This is a genomic window from Citrobacter sp. Cu096, assembly GCF_030332285.1.
GTDB classification, from domain to species: domain Bacteria; phylum Pseudomonadota; class Gammaproteobacteria; order Enterobacterales; family Enterobacteriaceae; genus Citrobacter; species Citrobacter meridianamericanus.
Window position 1 is genome coordinate 1,603,319 of the sequence record NZ_JAOWID010000030.1, and the last position, 18,197, is coordinate 1,621,515.

The 18,197-nt window shown below is 52.2% G+C and carries 17 protein-coding genes; 2 read left to right on the forward strand and 15 right to left on the reverse strand.

The genetic code is table 11. The features are described from left to right. Nucleotides 1–20: 20 nt before the first annotated feature. From ptsG to yceD, 14 genes are all read right to left on the reverse strand, one after another. Nucleotides 21–1,454 carry a PTS glucose transporter subunit IIBC gene (gene ptsG / locus OGX99_RS22135; protein ID WP_151218926.1) on the reverse strand — a complete coding sequence of 478 codons (1,434 nt, stop codon included), beginning with the start codon at nt 1,452–1,454 and terminating at the stop codon, nt 21–23. Nucleotides 1,455–1,747: 293 nt separating this feature from the next. After that, nucleotides 1,748–2,545 carry a metal-dependent hydrolase gene (locus OGX99_RS22140; protein WP_151218927.1) on the reverse strand — a complete coding sequence of 266 codons (798 nt, stop codon included), beginning with the start codon at nt 2,543–2,545 and terminating at the stop codon, nt 1,748–1,750. Nucleotides 2,546–2,555: 10 nt separating this feature from the next. After that, the gene (gene holB, locus OGX99_RS22145; protein ID WP_278238165.1) at nt 2,556–3,560 is read right to left on the reverse strand and encodes a DNA polymerase III subunit delta'; all 1,005 of its coding nucleotides are present in this window, start codon (nt 3,558–3,560) and stop codon (nt 2,556–2,558) included. Beyond that, on the reverse strand, nt 3,557–4,198 hold the full coding sequence (gene tmk, locus OGX99_RS22150; protein WP_151225249.1) for a dTMP kinase: 642 nt from the start codon (nt 4,196–4,198) through the stop codon (nt 3,557–3,559). Before tmk ends, holB begins: the two co-directional genes overlap by 4 nt. Continuing rightward, nucleotides 4,188–5,210: a cell division protein YceG gene (gene yceG, locus OGX99_RS22155; RefSeq protein WP_187260027.1), complete on the reverse strand. Its 1,023-nt coding sequence runs from the start codon at nt 5,208–5,210 to the stop codon at nt 4,188–4,190. The genes tmk and yceG overlap by 11 nt, the downstream gene beginning before the upstream one ends. 2 nt (nt 5,211–5,212) lie before the next feature. Continuing rightward, nucleotides 5,213–6,022, reverse strand: coding sequence for an aminodeoxychorismate lyase (pabC, locus tag OGX99_RS22160; RefSeq protein ID WP_151218931.1), 810 nt, complete (start codon nt 6,020–6,022; stop codon nt 5,213–5,215). Nucleotides 6,023–6,158: 136 nt separating this feature from the next. Beyond that, complete coding sequence (gene fabF, locus OGX99_RS22165) at nt 6,159–7,400, reverse strand: beta-ketoacyl-ACP synthase II (RefSeq protein ID WP_151218932.1); 1,242 nt, start codon at nt 7,398–7,400, stop codon at nt 6,159–6,161. 85 nt (nt 7,401–7,485) lie between these two features. Beyond that, nucleotides 7,486–7,722 (reverse strand): acyl carrier protein, encoded by a 237-nt coding sequence (gene acpP / locus OGX99_RS22170; protein WP_000103754.1) that lies wholly within the window; start codon nt 7,720–7,722, stop codon nt 7,486–7,488. A gap of 154 nt (nt 7,723–7,876) precedes the next feature. Further along, nucleotides 7,877–8,611, reverse strand: a complete 735-nt coding sequence (fabG, locus tag OGX99_RS22175) for a 3-oxoacyl-ACP reductase FabG (RefSeq protein WP_003036255.1) — start codon at nt 8,609–8,611, stop codon at nt 7,877–7,879. 12 nt (nt 8,612–8,623) lie between these two features. Beyond that, complete coding sequence (gene fabD, locus OGX99_RS22180; RefSeq protein WP_151218933.1) at nt 8,624–9,553, reverse strand: ACP S-malonyltransferase; 930 nt, start codon at nt 9,551–9,553, stop codon at nt 8,624–8,626. Between the two features lie 15 nt (nt 9,554–9,568). Further along, entirely contained in the window at nt 9,569–10,522 is a 954-nt protein-coding gene (fabH, locus tag OGX99_RS22185; protein ID WP_151218934.1) for a beta-ketoacyl-ACP synthase III, read from the reverse strand. A gap of 77 nt (nt 10,523–10,599) precedes the next feature. Beyond that, a complete protein-coding gene (plsX, locus tag OGX99_RS22190; RefSeq protein ID WP_151225245.1) occupies nt 10,600–11,679 on the reverse strand; it encodes a phosphate acyltransferase PlsX in 1,080 nt (359 codons plus the stop codon). 122 nt (nt 11,680–11,801) lie between these two features. Continuing rightward, nucleotides 11,802–11,975 carry a 50S ribosomal protein L32 gene (gene rpmF / locus OGX99_RS22195; protein WP_003036242.1) on the reverse strand — a complete coding sequence of 58 codons (174 nt, stop codon included), beginning with the start codon at nt 11,973–11,975 and terminating at the stop codon, nt 11,802–11,804. 16 nt (nt 11,976–11,991) lie between these two features. After that, the gene (gene yceD, locus OGX99_RS22200; protein ID WP_003036239.1) at nt 11,992–12,513 is read right to left on the reverse strand and encodes a 23S rRNA accumulation protein YceD; all 522 of its coding nucleotides are present in this window, start codon (nt 12,511–12,513) and stop codon (nt 11,992–11,994) included. A gap of 197 nt (nt 12,514–12,710) precedes the next feature. On the opposite strand from yceD, the gene OGX99_RS22205 reads away from it, so the two are divergent. Further along, a complete protein-coding gene (locus OGX99_RS22205) occupies nt 12,711–13,295 on the forward strand; it encodes a Maf family protein (protein WP_151218936.1) in 585 nt (194 codons plus the stop codon). Between the two features lie 97 nt (nt 13,296–13,392). On the opposite strand, the gene rluC is transcribed toward OGX99_RS22205, so the two are convergent. Next, a complete protein-coding gene (gene rluC, locus OGX99_RS22210) occupies nt 13,393–14,346 on the reverse strand; it encodes a 23S rRNA pseudouridine(955/2504/2580) synthase RluC (RefSeq protein WP_187252642.1) in 954 nt (317 codons plus the stop codon). Nucleotides 14,347–14,920: 574 nt separating this feature from the next. On the opposite strand from rluC, the gene rne reads away from it, so the two are divergent. Beyond that, the gene (gene rne / locus OGX99_RS22215; RefSeq protein ID WP_286545094.1) at nt 14,921–18,184 is read left to right on the forward strand and encodes a ribonuclease E; all 3,264 of its coding nucleotides are present in this window, start codon (nt 14,921–14,923) and stop codon (nt 18,182–18,184) included. The last annotated feature ends 13 nt before the right edge of the window (nt 18,185–18,197 follow it).

The window sequence follows — 18,197 nt, forward strand, 5'->3', positions numbered from 1 at the left end:
TCTCCCCAACATCTTACAGCTTAGCTGTTACGGATGTACTCATCCATTTCAGTTTTCAGGTTATCGGACTTGGTACCGAATATAGCCTGAACACCGGAACCTGCTACCACCACGCCCGCTGCACCCAGTTTCTTCAGGCCAGCCTGATCAACTTTGGCAACATCAGCCACGCTGACACGCAGACGGGTGATACACGCATCGAGGTTAGTGATGTTTTCTTTACCGCCGAATGCTGCAACCAGAGCCGGAGCCATTTCACCGGATGCCCCCGCTTTGCTGTCTTCGGTAGCATCTTCACGACCCGGAGTTTTCAGGTCCAGTGCTTTAATCAGCACACGGAAGATGGTGTAGTAAACGATCGCATAACCGATACCGACAATCGGGAACAGCCACAGTTTGCTGCTGTTACCGGACAGAACGATAAAGTCGATCAGACCGTGAGAGAACGACGTACCGTCACGCATGCCCAACAGGATGCAAATCGGGAATGCCAGACCAGCCAGAATGGCGTGGATGACGTACAGGATCGGCGCCACGAACATGAAGGAGAACTCGATCGGCTCGGTAATACCGGTCAGGAACGAGGTCAGCGCTGCGGAGATCATGATACCGCCCACTTTCGCGCGGTTCTCTGGTTTAGCAGAGTGCCAGATAGCGATAGCGGCAGCCGGCAGACCGTACATTTTGAACAGGAAGCCACCGGACAGTTTGCCCGCTGTCGGGTCACCCGCCATATAGCGAGGGATATCGCCGTGGAAAACCTGGCCCGCAGCGTTGGTGTATTCACCGATCTGCATCTGGAATGGAACGTTCCAGATATGGTGCAGACCAAACGGTACCAGGCAGCGTTCAATAAAGCCATAGATACCGAACGCCACGACCGGGTTCTGGTATGCAGCCCACTGAGAGAACGTCTGAATAGCCGTGCCGATCGGCGGCCAAATGAAGGACAGAACCACACCCGTGAAGATGGCAGCCAGACCAGAAATGATTGGAACGAAGCGCTTACCCGCAAAGAAGCCAAGATACTCAGGCAATTTGATACGGTAGAAGCGGTTGAACATATACGCTGCAATCGCACCGGAGATAATCCCCCCGAGAACACCCGTATCCGCAAGGTGTTTAGCAGCGATCTCTTCAGCAGGTAAATGCAGAACCAGCGGCGCAACAACAGCCATGGTTTTAACCATGATGCCATAAGCAACAACGGATGCCAGTGCAGATACGCCGTCGTTGTTGGTAAAGCCTAACGCAACACCGATGGCAAAAATCAGCGGCATGTTTGCAAAAACAGATCCGCCTGCTTCTGCCATTACGTGCGATACAACGGCTGGCAGCCAGCTGAAGTTAGCGGAACCGACACCCAGCAGGATACCTGCAATCGGGAGTACGGATACCGGCAGCATCAGCGATTTACCGACCTTTTGCAGGTTAGCAAATGCATTCTTAAACATAATTAGGAGTGCTCCTGAGTATTTGTGCTTTTCTACGTTCTCACGCATTAGCGAGGGGGGAGAACCTCGCCGTGTACAGGGCATCTAAGTACCCTTTATTTATTACACAGAGTAAAATAATTCGATTTATTTTTGTTTGACGGCTATCACAATTCGGTCGTAGATGGCCGCAAAATCCGCACATTCCGATAAAATGCGTTTCTGAATGTGTCAAACCAGTTGTCCACCGCCCATTTTAAGGCGGTGAACTTTACTCGCTTTAGTTATTAATTACGAGCTTTAAAAAAAGTCAGTTAACGAACTGATTGCAGGCGAGAAACGTTGATATGAAACAGGCGGGCAAAGTTATCAGTGGTTGCCTGCGCCAGTTCTTCAACGGCAACACCTTTCACTACGGCCATGTACTCTGCAACGTCACGAGTCATGGCGGGTTGGTTCTCTTTTCCACGATGCGGAACAGGCGCAAGGTAGGGAGAATCCGTCTCAACCAACAGCCGATCCAGAGGAACATAACGCGCGGCATCACGAAGCTGATCAGCGTTACGGAACGTGACAATACCGGAAAACGAGATATAAAATCCGAGATCCAGCAATTTGCCTGCCGTTTCTCTGTCCTCTGTAAAACAGTGTAGTACGCCGCCACAATCCGTCACTTTTTCTTCACGCAGAATAGACAGCGTATCGGTTCGCGCATCACGGGTATGCACGATAACCGGCTTCTGTAACTCACGGCCAATTTGAATATGGTGGATAAAAGATTCCTGCTGGCGCACCTTGGTTTCTGGCGTATAGAAATAGTCCAGCCCGGTCTCCCCCATAGCGACAACGCCCTCTTCGGCGGCAAAACGGCGCAGGTCTTCAACATCATAGGTTTCGTCCTGATTTAACGGATGCACGCCGCAGGAAAAAACCACATTGTCACGTTCGCCGACCAGTTCGCGCATACTGCGGTATCCTGGCAGAGTGGTCGCGACGGCAAGACAGAATTTCACATCGCGTGCGGCCGCTTTCGCCAGCACGTCATCCACGTCCTTATGCAGAGATTGATAATCCAGGCCATCAAGATGGCAGTGCGAGTCGACTAAAAACATAATGTCTCTCTCAAAGATGGGGAACAGGCAATACGGTGCCTGGTTGCAGGTAATGTTCAATACGCAGGATAAGATCGGTTAACACCAGTTCGCGGTTTAAACCCGTCACGTTCAGCAACTGCTGACGGCAATGACAAACGTCACCGAGTATCGCCTGTATTTGGGCAACGGATAACCGCTCAGCGATAGAAGATATCAGGTCCAGAGCATCTGGATTCGTTAAATGGGAAACTCCGTATGGGCGTTTCAACGCATCCGTCAACAATGTTGCCAGCCAGTGTAAACGGGTGGGAGCCTGATCGTGATTTAACGCCGCGAGCAGTATATACCAGTCACCTGTGTTTAATGTGTTCGACAGTGCCGCACAAAAATCGGTGCGGTGCGACCAGCTTTCGGCCTGTAACAGCGTCAGGGCCGCACCAGGCGAACCTGCGCTAAGGCGTAACGCGCTCAACAGCGCTTCTGACGACGCTGTTGCTTCACGGGCAAGCCAGGAAGTTGCATATGACTCAGGCGGCGGCGCAAGATGGTGTAACCGGCAGCGGCTGCGTAATGTCGCCAGCAAGCGAGCTGGCTCTGTGCTGGCAAGGAAAAACCAGGTTTGCGCGGGCGGTTCTTCCAGCGTTTTCAGCAACGCATTAGCGGCAGCATCGGTTAGCTGAGCAGCATCAGGGATCCACACCACTTTCGCACCGCCAAGGCGCGAATGTTCGTAGAGCTTTTCACTGACTTCGCGTACCGCATCAACCCCCAGTGCGCTTTTGCCTTTTTCCGGCAACAGCGAATAGTAGTCAGGATGTGTCCCCGCCTGCATCAGTTGACAGCCCCGGCACTGACCACAGCTTTTATGCCCTTCCGGTTGCTGACACATTAAATAGCGGCTGAGCGCGTAAATCAGTGCGTCGTCGCCCATGCCGGGTAATGCCTGAATCAGTAACGCATGGTGACCACGACCCACCTGGTAGCTGGCTACCAGTTTTTCAAAATCCGGTCGTAACCATGGGTACCATTTCATGCGCCCTGCTCCTTCACCCACTGGGTGATGGTATTACGGATATCAGCCATTACAGCCTCCAGCGGCTGCGTAGCATCAATAGTACGAATGCTGGCGTCTTTAGCGGCGAGTTCAAGATAGCGTGCGCGGGTGCGATTAAAGAAATCAAAAGATTCCTGCTCGATACGATCCAGCTCGCCACGAGCACGGGCACGTTTTAAGCCGACTTCTGGAGTTACATCCAGATAGAGCGTCAGGTCCGGGCGAAAATCGCCGAGCACCGCATCGCGCAGGGTTGCCAGCATGTGTTGATCGATGCCGCGTCCGCCGCCCTGATACGCTTGAGTCGACAGATCGTGACGATCGCCAATAACCCATTTACCTTTTTCCAGCGCAGGTTTAATAACGGTTTCAACCAGTTGCACGCGCGCGGCGTAGAACATCAGAACTTCGGCTTTGTCGGTAATAATTTCGTCACCAACCGACTTAATGTCCAGCACCAGACTTCTTAGTTTCTCTGCAAGCTGCGTTCCACCAGGCTCGCGGGTAAACACCATGTCACGAATACCGAGTTGCTCAAGTGTCTCAACCACCACGTTACGCGCAGTGGTTTTTCCGGCGCCTTCCAGGCCCTCGATGACGATATAGTTACTGCCCATTTTTTTCCTTAAGCACTTTCAGGTAATCCTGCACGGACCGATTATGGCTGGCAAGATTGGTGTTAAACGTGTGGCCGCCTTTACCGTCAGCCACGAAATAGAGATACGGCGTTTTGGCTGGATGTGCTGCGGCCTGTAACGAAGCCTCGCCCGGCATGGCAATCGGGCCAGGCGGCAGCCCCGTAATGGTATAGGTGTTATAGGCGGTTGGGGTATCTAAATCCACACGCGATAATTTGCCATTATACCGTGCCCCCATTCCGTAAATCACCGTCGGATCGGTCTGCAAACGCATGCCAATACGTAAGCGGTTAATAAACACTGAAGCCACCTGGTCGCGCTCGCTGGCAACCGCGGTTTCTTTTTCAATAATAGAGGCCATGGTGACCAACTGGTTTTTATCCTGATAAGGCAGGCCGTCTGCGCGTCCTTCCCAGACGGCATCCACCGCTTTAACCATTTTCTGATGCGCGCGTTTTAGCAGCGCCACGTCGGTGGTATTCGCGGTATACATCCAGGTATCTGGCCAGAACCAGCCTTCCACCCATTGCGGGTTTTCCAGCTTCAGCGCCTGGGCAACGGTCTCGTAACTATCATCACTTAGCGTATGTTTGATATACGGCGCATCGCGCAGTTGTTTGAGGTAATCACTCAGACGCATCCCTTCAACCAGACGTAACGGGAACTGCGCCTCTTTGCCACTTTCCAGCAGTTGCAGCATATCCCGCACCGTCATGTCAGGCGTAAAACGGTAGGTTCCTGCTTTAAAATGTGACAGGTCGGGTTCAACACGCAGCAGCCACTGGAACACGCGCGGGCGATTGATAACTTTGTCCGCATACAGCTGTTCGCCAAGAGCCAGACGGCCCGTACCCGCTTTCAGCGTAAAAATCGTCTCTTCTTTAATCAATAACTTACTGTCCGCCAGATGGCGAACTTTCCACATTCCCACTCCTGCGGCAATGCCCAGCACAACCAGCAATAACAGGACAACGAGTAACAGTTTTTTCATGACTAATTCGGGTGCTCACAAAGTGGGGCTAAAAAATCGAATAACAAACGTGAAGACAGCAGTGTGTCGCCACAGGCACGCACGGGAATAACAGGCATTAAGGCATTACAGACGACGATTTCATCGGCCTGCATAACCTCTTCCAACCCGGCATACTTTTCGACAATACTGAACGACGATTGTGCCAGCATCCGGATACAGAATTGTCGCATAATGCCATTCACGCCAGCCTGTTCCAGCCGGGGAGTGTAAACCACATCACCCTTACGCCAGAACAAATTAGCCGCACAGCATTCCGTAACCCATCCCTCACTGTCAAGAACCAGTGCTTCATCTGCGTCCGTCTGCTCAAGATGAGAGCGAATCAACACCTGCTCGAGTCGATTCAGATGCTTAAGTCCAGCAAGCAGCGGATTACGTCCCAGACGCACAGGGCTTAACGCCAGGGTTATTCCTTCTTGCCGCCAACGATCGTAATGATCGGGCCAGGCAGAAACAGAGAGTATACGTGTGGCACTGTGACAACTTGTACCACTATAGCCCCGCCCGCCACTGCCTCGGCTGATAATGACTTTCAACACGCCGCGCGCGTGCCCATGCGCCAGCATTTTCATTTCACTTTGCAGTGCTGACCAATCTTCGAAAGAGATCAGCAATTTTTGGCAGGCATCCTGTAAACGTGCGAGATGCGCTGAAAAGAGGCAAATTTCGCCGTCGATAATACGCGCAGTGGTAAAACAGCCATCCCCAAACTGGGTTGCTCGATCGCTTGCGGACAGCATATTCTGCTCGCAGCCATTAATTAAGAACATGGTGGCTCCTTATTTCTGGTCCGCTAGTTTGGCAGGATGAGTAACACAGGACAAGGGCAGAAAACTGAATAAAAAAAGGCCCGACAAGCGGACCTTTTTTAGTTTACTACCGATGCTGGCGCATCACCTGACGGAGTTAAATCTTTTTAAAGATTAAAGAGCCGTTGGTGCCGCCAAAGCCGAAGGAGTTACACAGCGTGTACTCCAGACCACTAACCTGACGCGCTTCGTGCGGAACGAAGTCCAGGTCACAACCTTCATCCGGGTTATCCAGGTTGATGGTTGGCGGAATAGCCTGATCGCGCAGCGCCAGGATAGAGAAAATGGACTCTACCGCGCCCGCCGCACCCAACAGGTGTCCTGTCATGGATTTAGTGGAGCTGACCATCACACGGCTTGCCGCATCGCCAAAGACAGATTTCACTGCCTGGGTTTCCGCTTTATCGCCTGCCGGAGTGGATGTACCATGTGCGTTGACATAACCGATTTGACCCGCTTCAATAGCCGCATCACGCAATGCGTTGACCATGGCCAGTGCTGCGCCTGCACCGTTTTCTGGTGGCGACGTCATGTGGTAAGCATCGCTGCTCATACCAAAGCCAACGACTTCAGCATAAATTTTTGCACCGCGCGCTTTCGCATGTTCGTACTCTTCCAGTACAACCATGCCTGCGCCGTCGCCCAGCACAAAGCCATCACGTTCTTTGTCCCACGGACGGCTTGCCGCTTGCGGGTTATCATTACGTGTAGACAGCGCTCGTGCCGCGCCAAAACCACCCACGCCCAGCGGCGTACTGGCTTTTTCTGCACCACCCGCAACCATCGCGTCCGCATCGCCGTATGCAATGATACGTGCAGCATGACCGATGTTATGCACGCCTGAAGTACAGGCGGTCGCGATGGAGATGCTTGGCCCTTGCAGGCCGTACATGATGGTCAGGTGACCTGCCACCATATTAACAATCGTCGACGGAACGAAGAACGGGCTGATCTTACGCGGTCCACCATTTACCAGAGAGGTATGGTTTTCTTCGATAAGACCGAGACCGCCAATACCAGAGCCGATGGCGGCGCCAATACGGTGGGCGTTCGCTTCCGTTATTTCGAGGCCAGAATCCTGCATGGCCTGAACGCCAGCGACAATTCCATATTGAATGAAAGCATCCATCTTGCGCTGTTCTTTGCGCGAGATAATGTCTTCACAGTTAAAATCCTTTACTAAGCCAGCAAATTTCGTTGCATAGGCGCTAGTATCGAAATGGTCGATCAGGCTGATGCCACTCTGACCGGCAAGGAGAGCTTTCCAGGTAGACTCTACGGTATTGCCGACAGGAGACAACATGCCCAGTCCGGTCACAACTACACGACGCTTAGACACGGTTGTCCTCCAGGGAGGGAAAATAATTCAAGTGGGATAAAAAGATAAAACTCAGGCGGTCGAATGACCGCCTGGAGATGTTCACTTACGCCTGGTGGCCGTTGATGTAATCAATGGCAGCCTGAACGGTAGTGATTTTCTCAGCTTCTTCGTCCGGAATCTCAGTATCAAACTCTTCTTCCAGAGCCATTACCAGCTCAACGGTGTCAAGAGAATCCGCGCCCAGGTCTTCAACGAAGGAAGCATTGTTGGTTACTTCTTCCTGCTTAACGCCCAGCTGTTCGCCGATAATTTTCTTAACGCGTTCTTCGATAGTGCTCATACTCTTAAATTTCCTATCAAAACTCGCTTTCGCGATGGTTTTCGTAGTGTATAAAATGTTGAAAAATTTGCAACTAAATCCCGGCAGGTCTTACCACGATTTTACGTTATTTTGAGGCCAAGACCTACAATAACGCAAATATTTTTCATCGTGGTTAAACCATGTACATCCCGCCGTTGACGTGCAAAGTCTCACCTGTGATGTAACTTGCTTCGTCAGAAGCTAAAAATGCAACCGCACTGGCGATTTCCTGAGCGCCGCCAAGGCGACCCGCAGGAACCTGCGCCAGAATACCCGCACGCTGATCATCAGACAGCGCACGCGTCATGTCCGTTTCAATAAAGCCCGGAGCAACAACGTTTACAGTAATGCCACGAGACGCAACTTCGCGCGCCAGTGATTTACTGAAGCCGATCAGACCTGCTTTCGCCGCAGCGTAGTTAGCCTGACCCGCATTTCCCATGGTACCAACCACAGAACCGATAGTGATAATACGCCCATGACGCTTTTTCATCATAGCGCGCATTACCGCTTTTGACAGACGGAAAACAGATGACAGGTTGGTTTCGATGATATCGTTCCACTCGTCATCTTTCATGCGCATTAACAGGTTATCACGAGTAATCCCAGCATTATTGACCAGGATATCGACTTCACCAAATTCTGCGCGAATATTTTCCAGAACCGATTCGATAGATGCCGGATCGGTCACATTCAACATCAGACCTTTACCATTTGCACCTAAGTAATCACTAATAGCCTGCGCGCCGCTTTCGCTGGTTGCAGTACCGATAACTTTCGCGCCACGGGCAACGAGTGTCTCAGCAATTGCGCGGCCAATGCCACGGCTTGCACCAGTAACCAGCGCGATTTTTCCTTCAAAACTCATGGTCTTCCTCTTTTATTGCTCTAGCGCCGCAGACAGTGCCGCCGGCTCATTCAGTGCCGAAGCAGTCAGGGTGTCAACAATACGTTTCGTCAAACCGGTCAGAACTTTGCCCGGACCAACTTCATACAAGTGCTCAACGCCCTGGGATGCCATAAATTCAACGGTTTTAGTCCACTGAACCGGGCTGTATAGCTGGCGAACCAGCGCATCGCGAATAGCGTCTGCGGTGGTTTCGCACTTCACGTCGACGTTGTTCACAACCGGAACGGTCGGTGCGTTAAAGGTGATTTTTTGCAGCTCAACGGCCAGTTTCTCAGCAGCTGGCTTCATCAGCGCGCAGTGAGAAGGAACGCTGACCGGCAGCGGCAGAGCGCGTTTCGCCCCCGCAGCTTTACATGCTGCGCCAGCACGTTCTACGGCTTCTTTGTGTCCGGCAATAACCACTTGACCCGGTGAGTTAAAGTTTACCGGTGAAACCACCTGGCCTTCAGCAGACTCTTCACATGCTTTAGCGATAGCAGCGTCGTCCAGACCGATAATCGCAGACATGCCGCCAGTGCCTTCCGGTACGGCTTCCTGCATGAATTTGCCGCGCAGTTCAACCAGACGTACGGCATCGGCAAAACCGATAACACCCGCACAGACTAGCGCAGAGTATTCGCCCAAGCTGTGACCTGCCATCAGCGCAGGTGTTTTACCACCCTGCTGCTGCCATACGCGATAAAGCGCGACAGATGCGGTCAACAGTGCTGGCTGCGTCTGCCAGGTTTTATTCAGTTCTTCGGCCGGACCCTGCTGAGTCAGCGCCCACAGATCATAGCCCAGCGCAGCCGATGCTTCAGCAAAAGTTTCTTCAACAATTGGGTAGCTTGCTGCCATTTCAGACAACATCCCAACGGTCTGGGAACCCTGCCCCGGAAACACAAATGCAAATTGCGTCATGTTTAAATCCTTATACTAGAAACGAACCAGCGCGGAGCCCCAGGTGAATCCACCCCCGAAGGCTTCAAGCAATATCAACTGCCCAGCTTTTATACGCCCGTCGCGGACGGCTTCGTCCAGCGCGCACGGTACGGAGGCAGCAGAGGTATTACCATGTCTGTCGAGCGTCACGACAACATTATCCATCGACATACCCAGCTTTTTCGCTGTTGCGCTGATAATTCGGAGGTTTGCCTGATGCGGTACCAGCCAGTCCAGCGCAGAACGATCGAGGTTATTTGCTTCCAGCGTTTCATCAACGATGTGTGCAAGCTCAGTCACCGCGACTTTAAAGACTTCATTACCTGCCATCGTCAGGTGAATCGGGTTCTCCGGATTCACGCGATCGGCATTAGGCAACGTCAACAGCTCACCATAGCGGCCATCAGCATGTAGATGGGTGGAGAGAATACCTGGTTCTTCTGATGCGCTCAGTACAACCGCACCCGCGCCATCACCGAAAATAATGATCGTGCCGCGATCGGTTGGATCACAGGTACGCGCCAGAACATCAGAGCCCACCACCAAAGCATGCTTCACTGCGCCAGACTTAACGTACTGGTCGGCAACGCTCAGGGCATAGGTGAAACCGGCACAAGCGGCCGCAACGTCAAACGCCGGGCAGCCTTTGATCCCCAGCATACTTTGGATCTGGCATGCCGCGCTTGGAAATGCGTGAGTGGATGATGTGGTGGCAACCACAATCAGACCAATTTGTTCTTTGTCGATGCCCGCCATTTCAATTGCATGGTTTGCGGCGGCAAAGCCCATCGTCGCAACTGTTTCGTTTGGCGCTGCAATATGGCGTTCACGGATACCTGTACGAGTGACGATCCACTCATCAGATGTCTCGACCATTTTTTCCAAATCGGCGTTAGTACGCACTTGTTCAGGCAGATAGCTGCCAGTACCAATAATCTTCGTATACATGTACGCTCAGTCACTTTTTGGTTATATACCGCTACGAGCAAATCGCCGGTACGCTGGCAGCATTCACAAACGCACCGTTATCTGTGTGCTCGCGAGTTTGCGCTTTCGCCACCGTCCAGCAGTTCGAATCCAGCTGGGTATACAGATTCCAGGCGAGCGGCAATTCGTTGAGGAAGTTGTCGCTGCACCGCCTGCACTGCCTGTTCAATCGCGACTTCAAATGCTCGCTGATTGGCCGCACCATGACTCTTAATCACCGTGCCGCGCAATCCTAACAGACAGGCGCCATTATACTGGTCGGGGTTGAGGTGACTAAATCGCCTTGTCAGGCTTTTTTGTAACCAACGTTTTAATAACAGCAGCCACCACGACCGTTTTTTACCCTCACCCTGAGATTTCAGCAATGAAAGGAACATTCTGACAACACCTTCCATCGTCTTTAATGTGACATTACCCGTAAAGCCATCACAGACCAACACATCCGTTTTGCCGGTCAGCAACTCATTGGCTTCAAGATAGCCGATATAATTGATGGAAGGGATTGTTTTTAGCACTGCAGAAGCATCCCGAATACTGTCGAGACCCTTAGTTTCTTCTTCACCGATATTGAGCAACGCAACACGAGGCCTGGCAATGCCAACCACCTCTTCTGCCAGCACGGAACCCATGACGGCAAATTGCACCAACATCGTGCTATCACAATCCACGTTGGCGCCTAAATCCAGCACCACCGTTTTACCCTTTTGCTGATGCGGTAAAACCGTCACCAATGCGGGACGTTCAATCCCCTCAAGGGGTTTGAGCAATAATTTCGCAAGTCCCATTAGCGCGCCTGTGTTACCGGCGCTCACACAAGCTTGCGCTCGACCTTCTTTCACGAGCTCCAGGGCAACACGCATTGAGCTTCCACGACTGGCGCGAATAGCTTGCGAGGGCCGGGCATCACTGGCAATAACTGACTGAGCAGGAATAATCTGCAGACGTGAACGTTGTTCGAAGTCAGCTTTGGCAAGTAATGGCGTGATTGTATCGGGATCCCCGACTAAAAGAAGTGTGAGTTGCGAGTTAGAATTCAGTGCCTGCAATGCTGCAGGCACTGTCACGGTAGGGCCAAAATCTCCCCCCATGACATCTAACGCCAGGGTTAGACGTGTCAAGGTATCGTCGCTGCCCGGTTAGGTGTTTCCCCAGTTACCCGGGGAAAGCCTCACTAAGCTTCATCACGCGTGTACTCTATGTCTTTCTCACCGTAGTGGGAAAGTCATTGAGTCATGCGTGATTACTTAGCGATTACCTTACGGCCGCGGTAGAAACCGTCGGCAGTGATGTGGTGACGCAGGTGTTGTTCACCAGAAGTTTTGTCTACAGACAGGCTGGTGACTGCGGTCAGAGCGTCATGAGAACGACGCATGCCACGTTTGGAACGGGTTGGTTTATTCTGTTGTACGGCCATGGACCTTACTCCTCAATTACTTACGCTTTAAGCTGGCTAATACGGCAAATGGGTTTGGTTTTTGCGCTTCATCAGGCAATTCGCCAAAGACCATGTCCGCCTCGGACACTTCACAGTGTTCAGAATCATGCACCGGAACTACCGGCAAGGAGAGGATAATCTCATCTTCAACCATTGCAAGCAGATCGATTTCACCGAATTCGTTAACCTCAATCGGCTCATACGCTTCCGGGAGTGCTTCAGCCTGTTCGTCAGAACGGACAGGACTAAAACAATATGTTGTGTGTACATGAAGTGGGAACGGTTTCCCGCAACGCTGACATTCGAGCGTAACCGAAACCTTCGCATCACCGGTTATAACGGCAAGACGCTGGTTATCGATAGCGAACGACATGGAGCATTCCACATCACTGTCCACACTGACTACAGAATCGGCGACACGCTCAACCAGATCAGAAGTATAGATACCTTCATAATCCAGGCGTTTTTGAGCCGTACGAACCGGATCAAGAGTCAGGGGTAATTTTACCTTTTGCATAGGGCGCGCATATTAACTTTGTAACGTCATATAGTCAAAGAAAAAGGCAGCCTGTGGTTGCCTTTTGCCAATAATTCGCACACATTGCGGGTCATCGACTTAAAATCGCTCAACACAAGCCAATACAGCCAGCTTGCAGGACGAAGTCCATAGTTTAAAATGGCTCTCATCAATACGCTATATGCGAGGGAAAAAATATGCCTCAACTTATTCTTGCTTCCACCTCTCCCTGGCGTCGCGCTTTACTGGAAAAACTGGCTATTCCGTTCGAATGCGCAGCACCTGAAGTTGATGAAACGCCGTTACCGGGCGAAGCACCGCGTCACCTGGTGTTGCGACTGGCGCAGCAAAAAGCGCAATCACTCGCCCACCGTTATCCCTCGCATCTGATTATCGGATCCGATCAAATTTGTGTTCTTGATGGTGAAATAACCGGTAAACCATTAACAGAAGAAAATGCGCGCCAGCAATTACTCAAAGCCCGTGGCAATATTGTGACGTTTTATACCGGTCTTGCGCTGTATAATTCTGCAACCGGACATTTACAAACTGAAGTTGAGCCGTTTGACGTTCATTTTCGTCATTTAAGCGAAACTGAAATTGAAGATTACGTGCGCAAAGAGCGTCCGCTGCATTGTGCCGGTAGTTTTAAAAGCGAAGGATTGGGTATAGCACTCTTTGAGCGCCTGGAAGGTCGCGATCCAAATACCTTGATCGGTTTACCACTGATTGCATTATGTCAAATGCTGCGGCGGGAAGAGATGAACCCGCTGAACGCATGATTAAAGAACTGCTGACAGGCGTAATCACGTAGGCCTGATAAGACGTTTACGTCGCTATCAGGCCTACAAATTTAGCGCGATAAAATCGCAACGCGCATCAGCCTTTGCTGCGTAATACTTCGAGACAGCGCTTCAACTGCTTATCCATCGGCGCTTCAATACGCATCACTTCCCCCGTCCCCGGATGAGTAAACTTCAATGCTGCGGCGTGCAAAAACAGCCTGCTCAACCCGGTATCCGCCAGTTGCTTATCGAACTCGCGGTCGCCGTAGCGATCGTCAAAGGCAATCGGATGTCCGGCATATTGCGTATGCACACGAATCTGGTGCGTGCGTCCGGTCACCGGACTGCAGCGCACAAGCGTAGCAAACGCGTAGCGCTCTTCCACTTTAAAGCGTGTTTCCGATGGTTTGCCTTCCTGATTCACCCGCACGATACGCTCGCCGCTTTGCAGAATGTTCTTTAACAGCGGCGCCTGCACGGATTTAACATGCGACTGCCACTGGCCTCGGACCAGCGCGAGGTAGTCTTTCTGCATGCCTTTTTCACGCAGTTGTTCATGCAACGAACGTAAGGCTGAGCGTTTTTTGGCTACCAACAGCACACCGGATGTATCCCGATCGAGGCGATGCACCAGCTCAAGGAAACGCGCTTCCGGACGCAGCGCGCGTAAGCCTTCAATGACGCCAAAGCTAAGTCCGCTGCCGCCGTGCACGGCCGTGCCCGAAGGTTTGTTAAGCACCAGAATGTGGTCATCTTCATATAAAATGACATCGGTCAGCGCCGCGACCTTCTGCAGATTTGGTGAAATGGCCTCTTCTTCACGTTCAGCGACACGCACAGGTGGAATACGCACAATGTCCCCGTCTTCGAGTTTGTACTCGGGTTTAATGCGTTTTTTGTTCACCCGCACTTCGCCTTTACGCAAAATGCGATAAATCATACTTTTCGGCACGCCCTTAAGCTGGGTGCGCAAAAAGTTGTCGATGCGTTGCCCTGCTTCGTCGGCAGTAATGGCAACTGTTTTTACGGCTGGAGTCTCTGTTTTCATGGGGGCCGATTTTAAATAGCCATCAAGATTCGCGCCACACATTTTTCTATGCTTATATTAACTGCTATACCTTATTACTTAAGTTTGACATCGCCGATTTGGTGGTTATTAAAGCAATCACTACGCGGAAGTGAAAAAACTGTGAGTAACCGGGTGATAAATGGCAAAAGTCATCTTGCTATAACAAGGTTAGCAGTGGAATAATGAGGTTGTTTCCGTGTTGAATCTTGTTAAAACAAGAACTTTTCCGGAATGACCCAATTTTGCCCGACCGATCATCAACGCAGCAATGGCGTAAGACGTATTGATCTTTCAGGCAGTTAGCGGGCTGCGGGTTGCAGTCCTTACCGGTAATAAGGAAGCTTCTCTGGAGAGTAACACCCAGACTGTTCCCCTGATAATTGCGCTGTGTTTCCGTATGAAATACAGGCAACCGACACTCTGCGCCTCTTTGAGCTGACGATAACCGTGAGGTTGGCGACGCGAATAGACACGAGGCCATCGGTTCACACCCGGAAAGGCATTACTCTGCCCGCAGCTTAGTCGTCAATGTAAGAATAATGAGTAAGTTACGATGAAAAGAATGTTAATTAACGCGACTCAGCAGGAAGAGTTGCGTGTCGCCCTTGTAGATGGGCAGCGTCTGTACGATCTGGATATTGAAAGTCCTGGACACGAACAGAAAAAAGCCAATATCTATAAAGGCAAAATTACCCGTATTGAACCGAGTCTGGAAGCTGCTTTCGTTGATTACGGCGCTGAACGTCACGGTTTCCTCCCGTTAAAAGAAATTGCCCGCGAATACTTCCCCGCTAACTACAACTCCCATGGTCGTCCCAACATAAAAGACGTGTTGCGCGAAGGTCAGGAAGTCATTGTTCAGATCGATAAAGAAGAACGCGGCAATAAAGGCGCTGCGCTGACCACCTTTATCAGCCTGGCGGGGAGCTATCTGGTTCTGATGCCGAACAACCCGCGCGCGGGCGGCATCTCCCGTCGCATTGAAGGCGACGACCGTACCGAACTGAAAGAAGCACTGGCAAGTCTGGAACTGCCTGATGGCATGGGGCTTATCGTGCGTACCGCAGGTGTCGGCAAATCCGCCGAAGCACTGCAGTGGGACCTGAGCTTCCGCCTGAAACACTGGGAAGCGATTCAAAAAGCCGCTGACAGCCGCCCTGCTCCGTTCCTGATCCACCAGGAAAGCAACGTTATCGTTCGCGCATTCCGTGACTACTTACGTCAGGACATCGGCGAAATCCTCATCGACAACCCAAAAGTCATGGAGATGGCGCGTCAGCACATCGCTGCATTGGGGCGTCCGGATTTCAGCAGTAAAATCAAACTGTACACCGGTGAAATCCCGTTGTTCAGCCACTATCAAATCGAGTCTCAAATTGAGTCTGCGTTCCAGCGAGAAGTACGTCTGCCGTCCGGCGGCTCAATCGTAATCGACAGCACTGAAGCGCTGACCGCTATCGATATCAACTCCGCACGCGCAACCCGCGGCGGCGACATCGAAGAAACAGCGTTCAACACAAACCTTGAAGCAGCCGATGAAATTGCTCGTCAGTTGCGCCTGCGCGACCTCGGCGGCCTGATTGTTATCGACTTTATCGATATGACCCCGGTTCGCCACCAGCGTGCGGTTGAAAACCGTCTGCGTGAAGCTGTGCGTCAGGACAGAGCACGTATTCAGATCAGCCATATTTCTCGTTTCGGTCTGCTGGAGATGTCTCGTCAGCGTCTGAGCCCGTCGCTGGGTGAATCCAGCCATCACGTGTGCCCGCGCTGCTCCGGCACCGGTACCGTACGTGATAACGAATCACTGTCGCTGTCTATTCTGCGTCTGATCGAAGAAGAAGCGTTGAAAGAAAATACGCAGGAAGTTCACGCTATTGTTCCTGTGCCGATCGCATCCTATCTGCTTAACGAAAAACGTACCGCGGTAAATGCCATCGAGACGCGTCAGAACGGGGTGCGCTGTGTGATCGTGCCAAACGATCAGATGGAAACCCCGCACTACTCCGTGCTGCGTGTACGCAAAGGGGAAGAAACGCCTACCCTGAGCTACCTGCTGCCGAAACTGCATGAAGAAGCGATGGCATTGCCGACGGAAGAAGAATACGTCGAGCGTAAACAGCCAGAACAACCGGCGCTGGCCACCTTTGCGATGCCAGACGTGCCGCCAGCCCCTGCACTGCAGGAGCCAGCTACGAAAGCCGTTGCGCCTAAAGCTGCTGTTGCGACCACAGCTGTCGCCGCACAGCCGGGTTTGATTAGTCGTTTCTTTGGCGCTCTGAAGTCCATCTTCAGCGGTAGCGAAGAAGTAAAACCGGTTGAACAACCTGCGCCGAAAGCTGAAGAGAAAACGGAACGCCAACAGGATCGTCGTAAACCGCGTCAGAACAATCGTCGCGACCGTAACGATCGTCGTGATAATCGCGACAACCGTGGTGACCGTGACAACCGTAACGAGCGTTCAGAAAGCGGCGAAAATCGCGAAGAAAACCGCCGTAATCGTCGTCAATCACAGCAGCAAAATGCGGAAGCACGTGATAACCGCCAGCAATCCACTGACATTGCAGACAAAACGAAGTCAGGCGATGAGCAGCAGGCTCCGCGTCGCGAACGCAACCGTCGTCGTAACGATGATAAACGTCAGGCACAGCAGGAAGTTAAAGAGCTGAACCAGGCTGAACAACCAGTGCAGGATACCGAGCAGGAAGAGCGCGTACGTCAGCCTCAAACTCGCCGTAAACAGCGTCAGTTGAGTCAGAAAGTTCGTTTCACAGACAGTCCGGCAGTCGAAACCGAAGTGGCTACCGCCGCCGTGGTCGCTGAAACAGTTGTCACTCAGCCTACTGAACAGTCTGCACCGGTACAGCGTACCGAACTGGCGAAAGTTGATCTGCCAGCTGTCGTCGCAACTGAGCAGGAAGACAACAGCGAAGCGCGTGACTCCAATGGCATGCCGCGTCGTTCCCGTCGCTCTCCTCGCCATCTGCGCGTAAGTGGACAGCGTCGTCGCCGTTACCGTGACGAGCGTTACCCGGTTCAGTCGCCGATGCCGTTAACCGTCGCCTGCGCCTCTCCGGAATTAGCGTCCGGTAAAGTATGGATCCGCTATCCTGTCGCTCGTCCTCAGGATCAGCAGAGTGAAGAGCAACGCGAGCAGGAAATGGTCCAGCCGCAAACAGCACCAGTAGCCGTAGAGCCTCAGGTTGCTGCAGCAGCTGCAGAACACATTGTGGACACTCCTGCACCGGTTGAAACCGTACAGCCAGAGGTTGTCGTAGCTGAAACTCAGGCCGCCGTTGTTGAAACCACACAGGTTGAAACCACACATCCGGAAGTTATTGCAGCTCCGGCCGAGCAGCAGTCGCAAATTATCGCTGAATCCGACGCACCTGTTGCCGAGGAGATCGCTGCGAAAGCCGAACCTGTAGCTGAAGTTGTAGCTGCGCCTGTTGTCGAAGAACCTGCAGACGTCATTGTCTCCCAGCCTGAATCGGTTGAAGAGATTGTCGAGGTTGTGGAAACAGCGCCTGTTGTTGAAGAAGTTGCAGCGCCGCAACAAGTTGTTGCAGCACCTGTCGTCGAAACCGAAGTCGTTAAGTCTGACGTTGTCGTAACCAGCGCTGACGCAGAACATCTTCACAGCCATGCGACCGCACCGATGACCCGCGCCCCGGCACCGGAATATGTGCCTGAAGCGCCGCGTCATAGCGAGTGGCAACGTCCGGCATTCGCCTTTGAAGGTAAAGGTGCTGCAGGCGGACACAGCGCCACGCACCAGGCGACCGCGCCAGCAACACGCCCGCAACCTGTTGAGTAAGTCATAATCACTA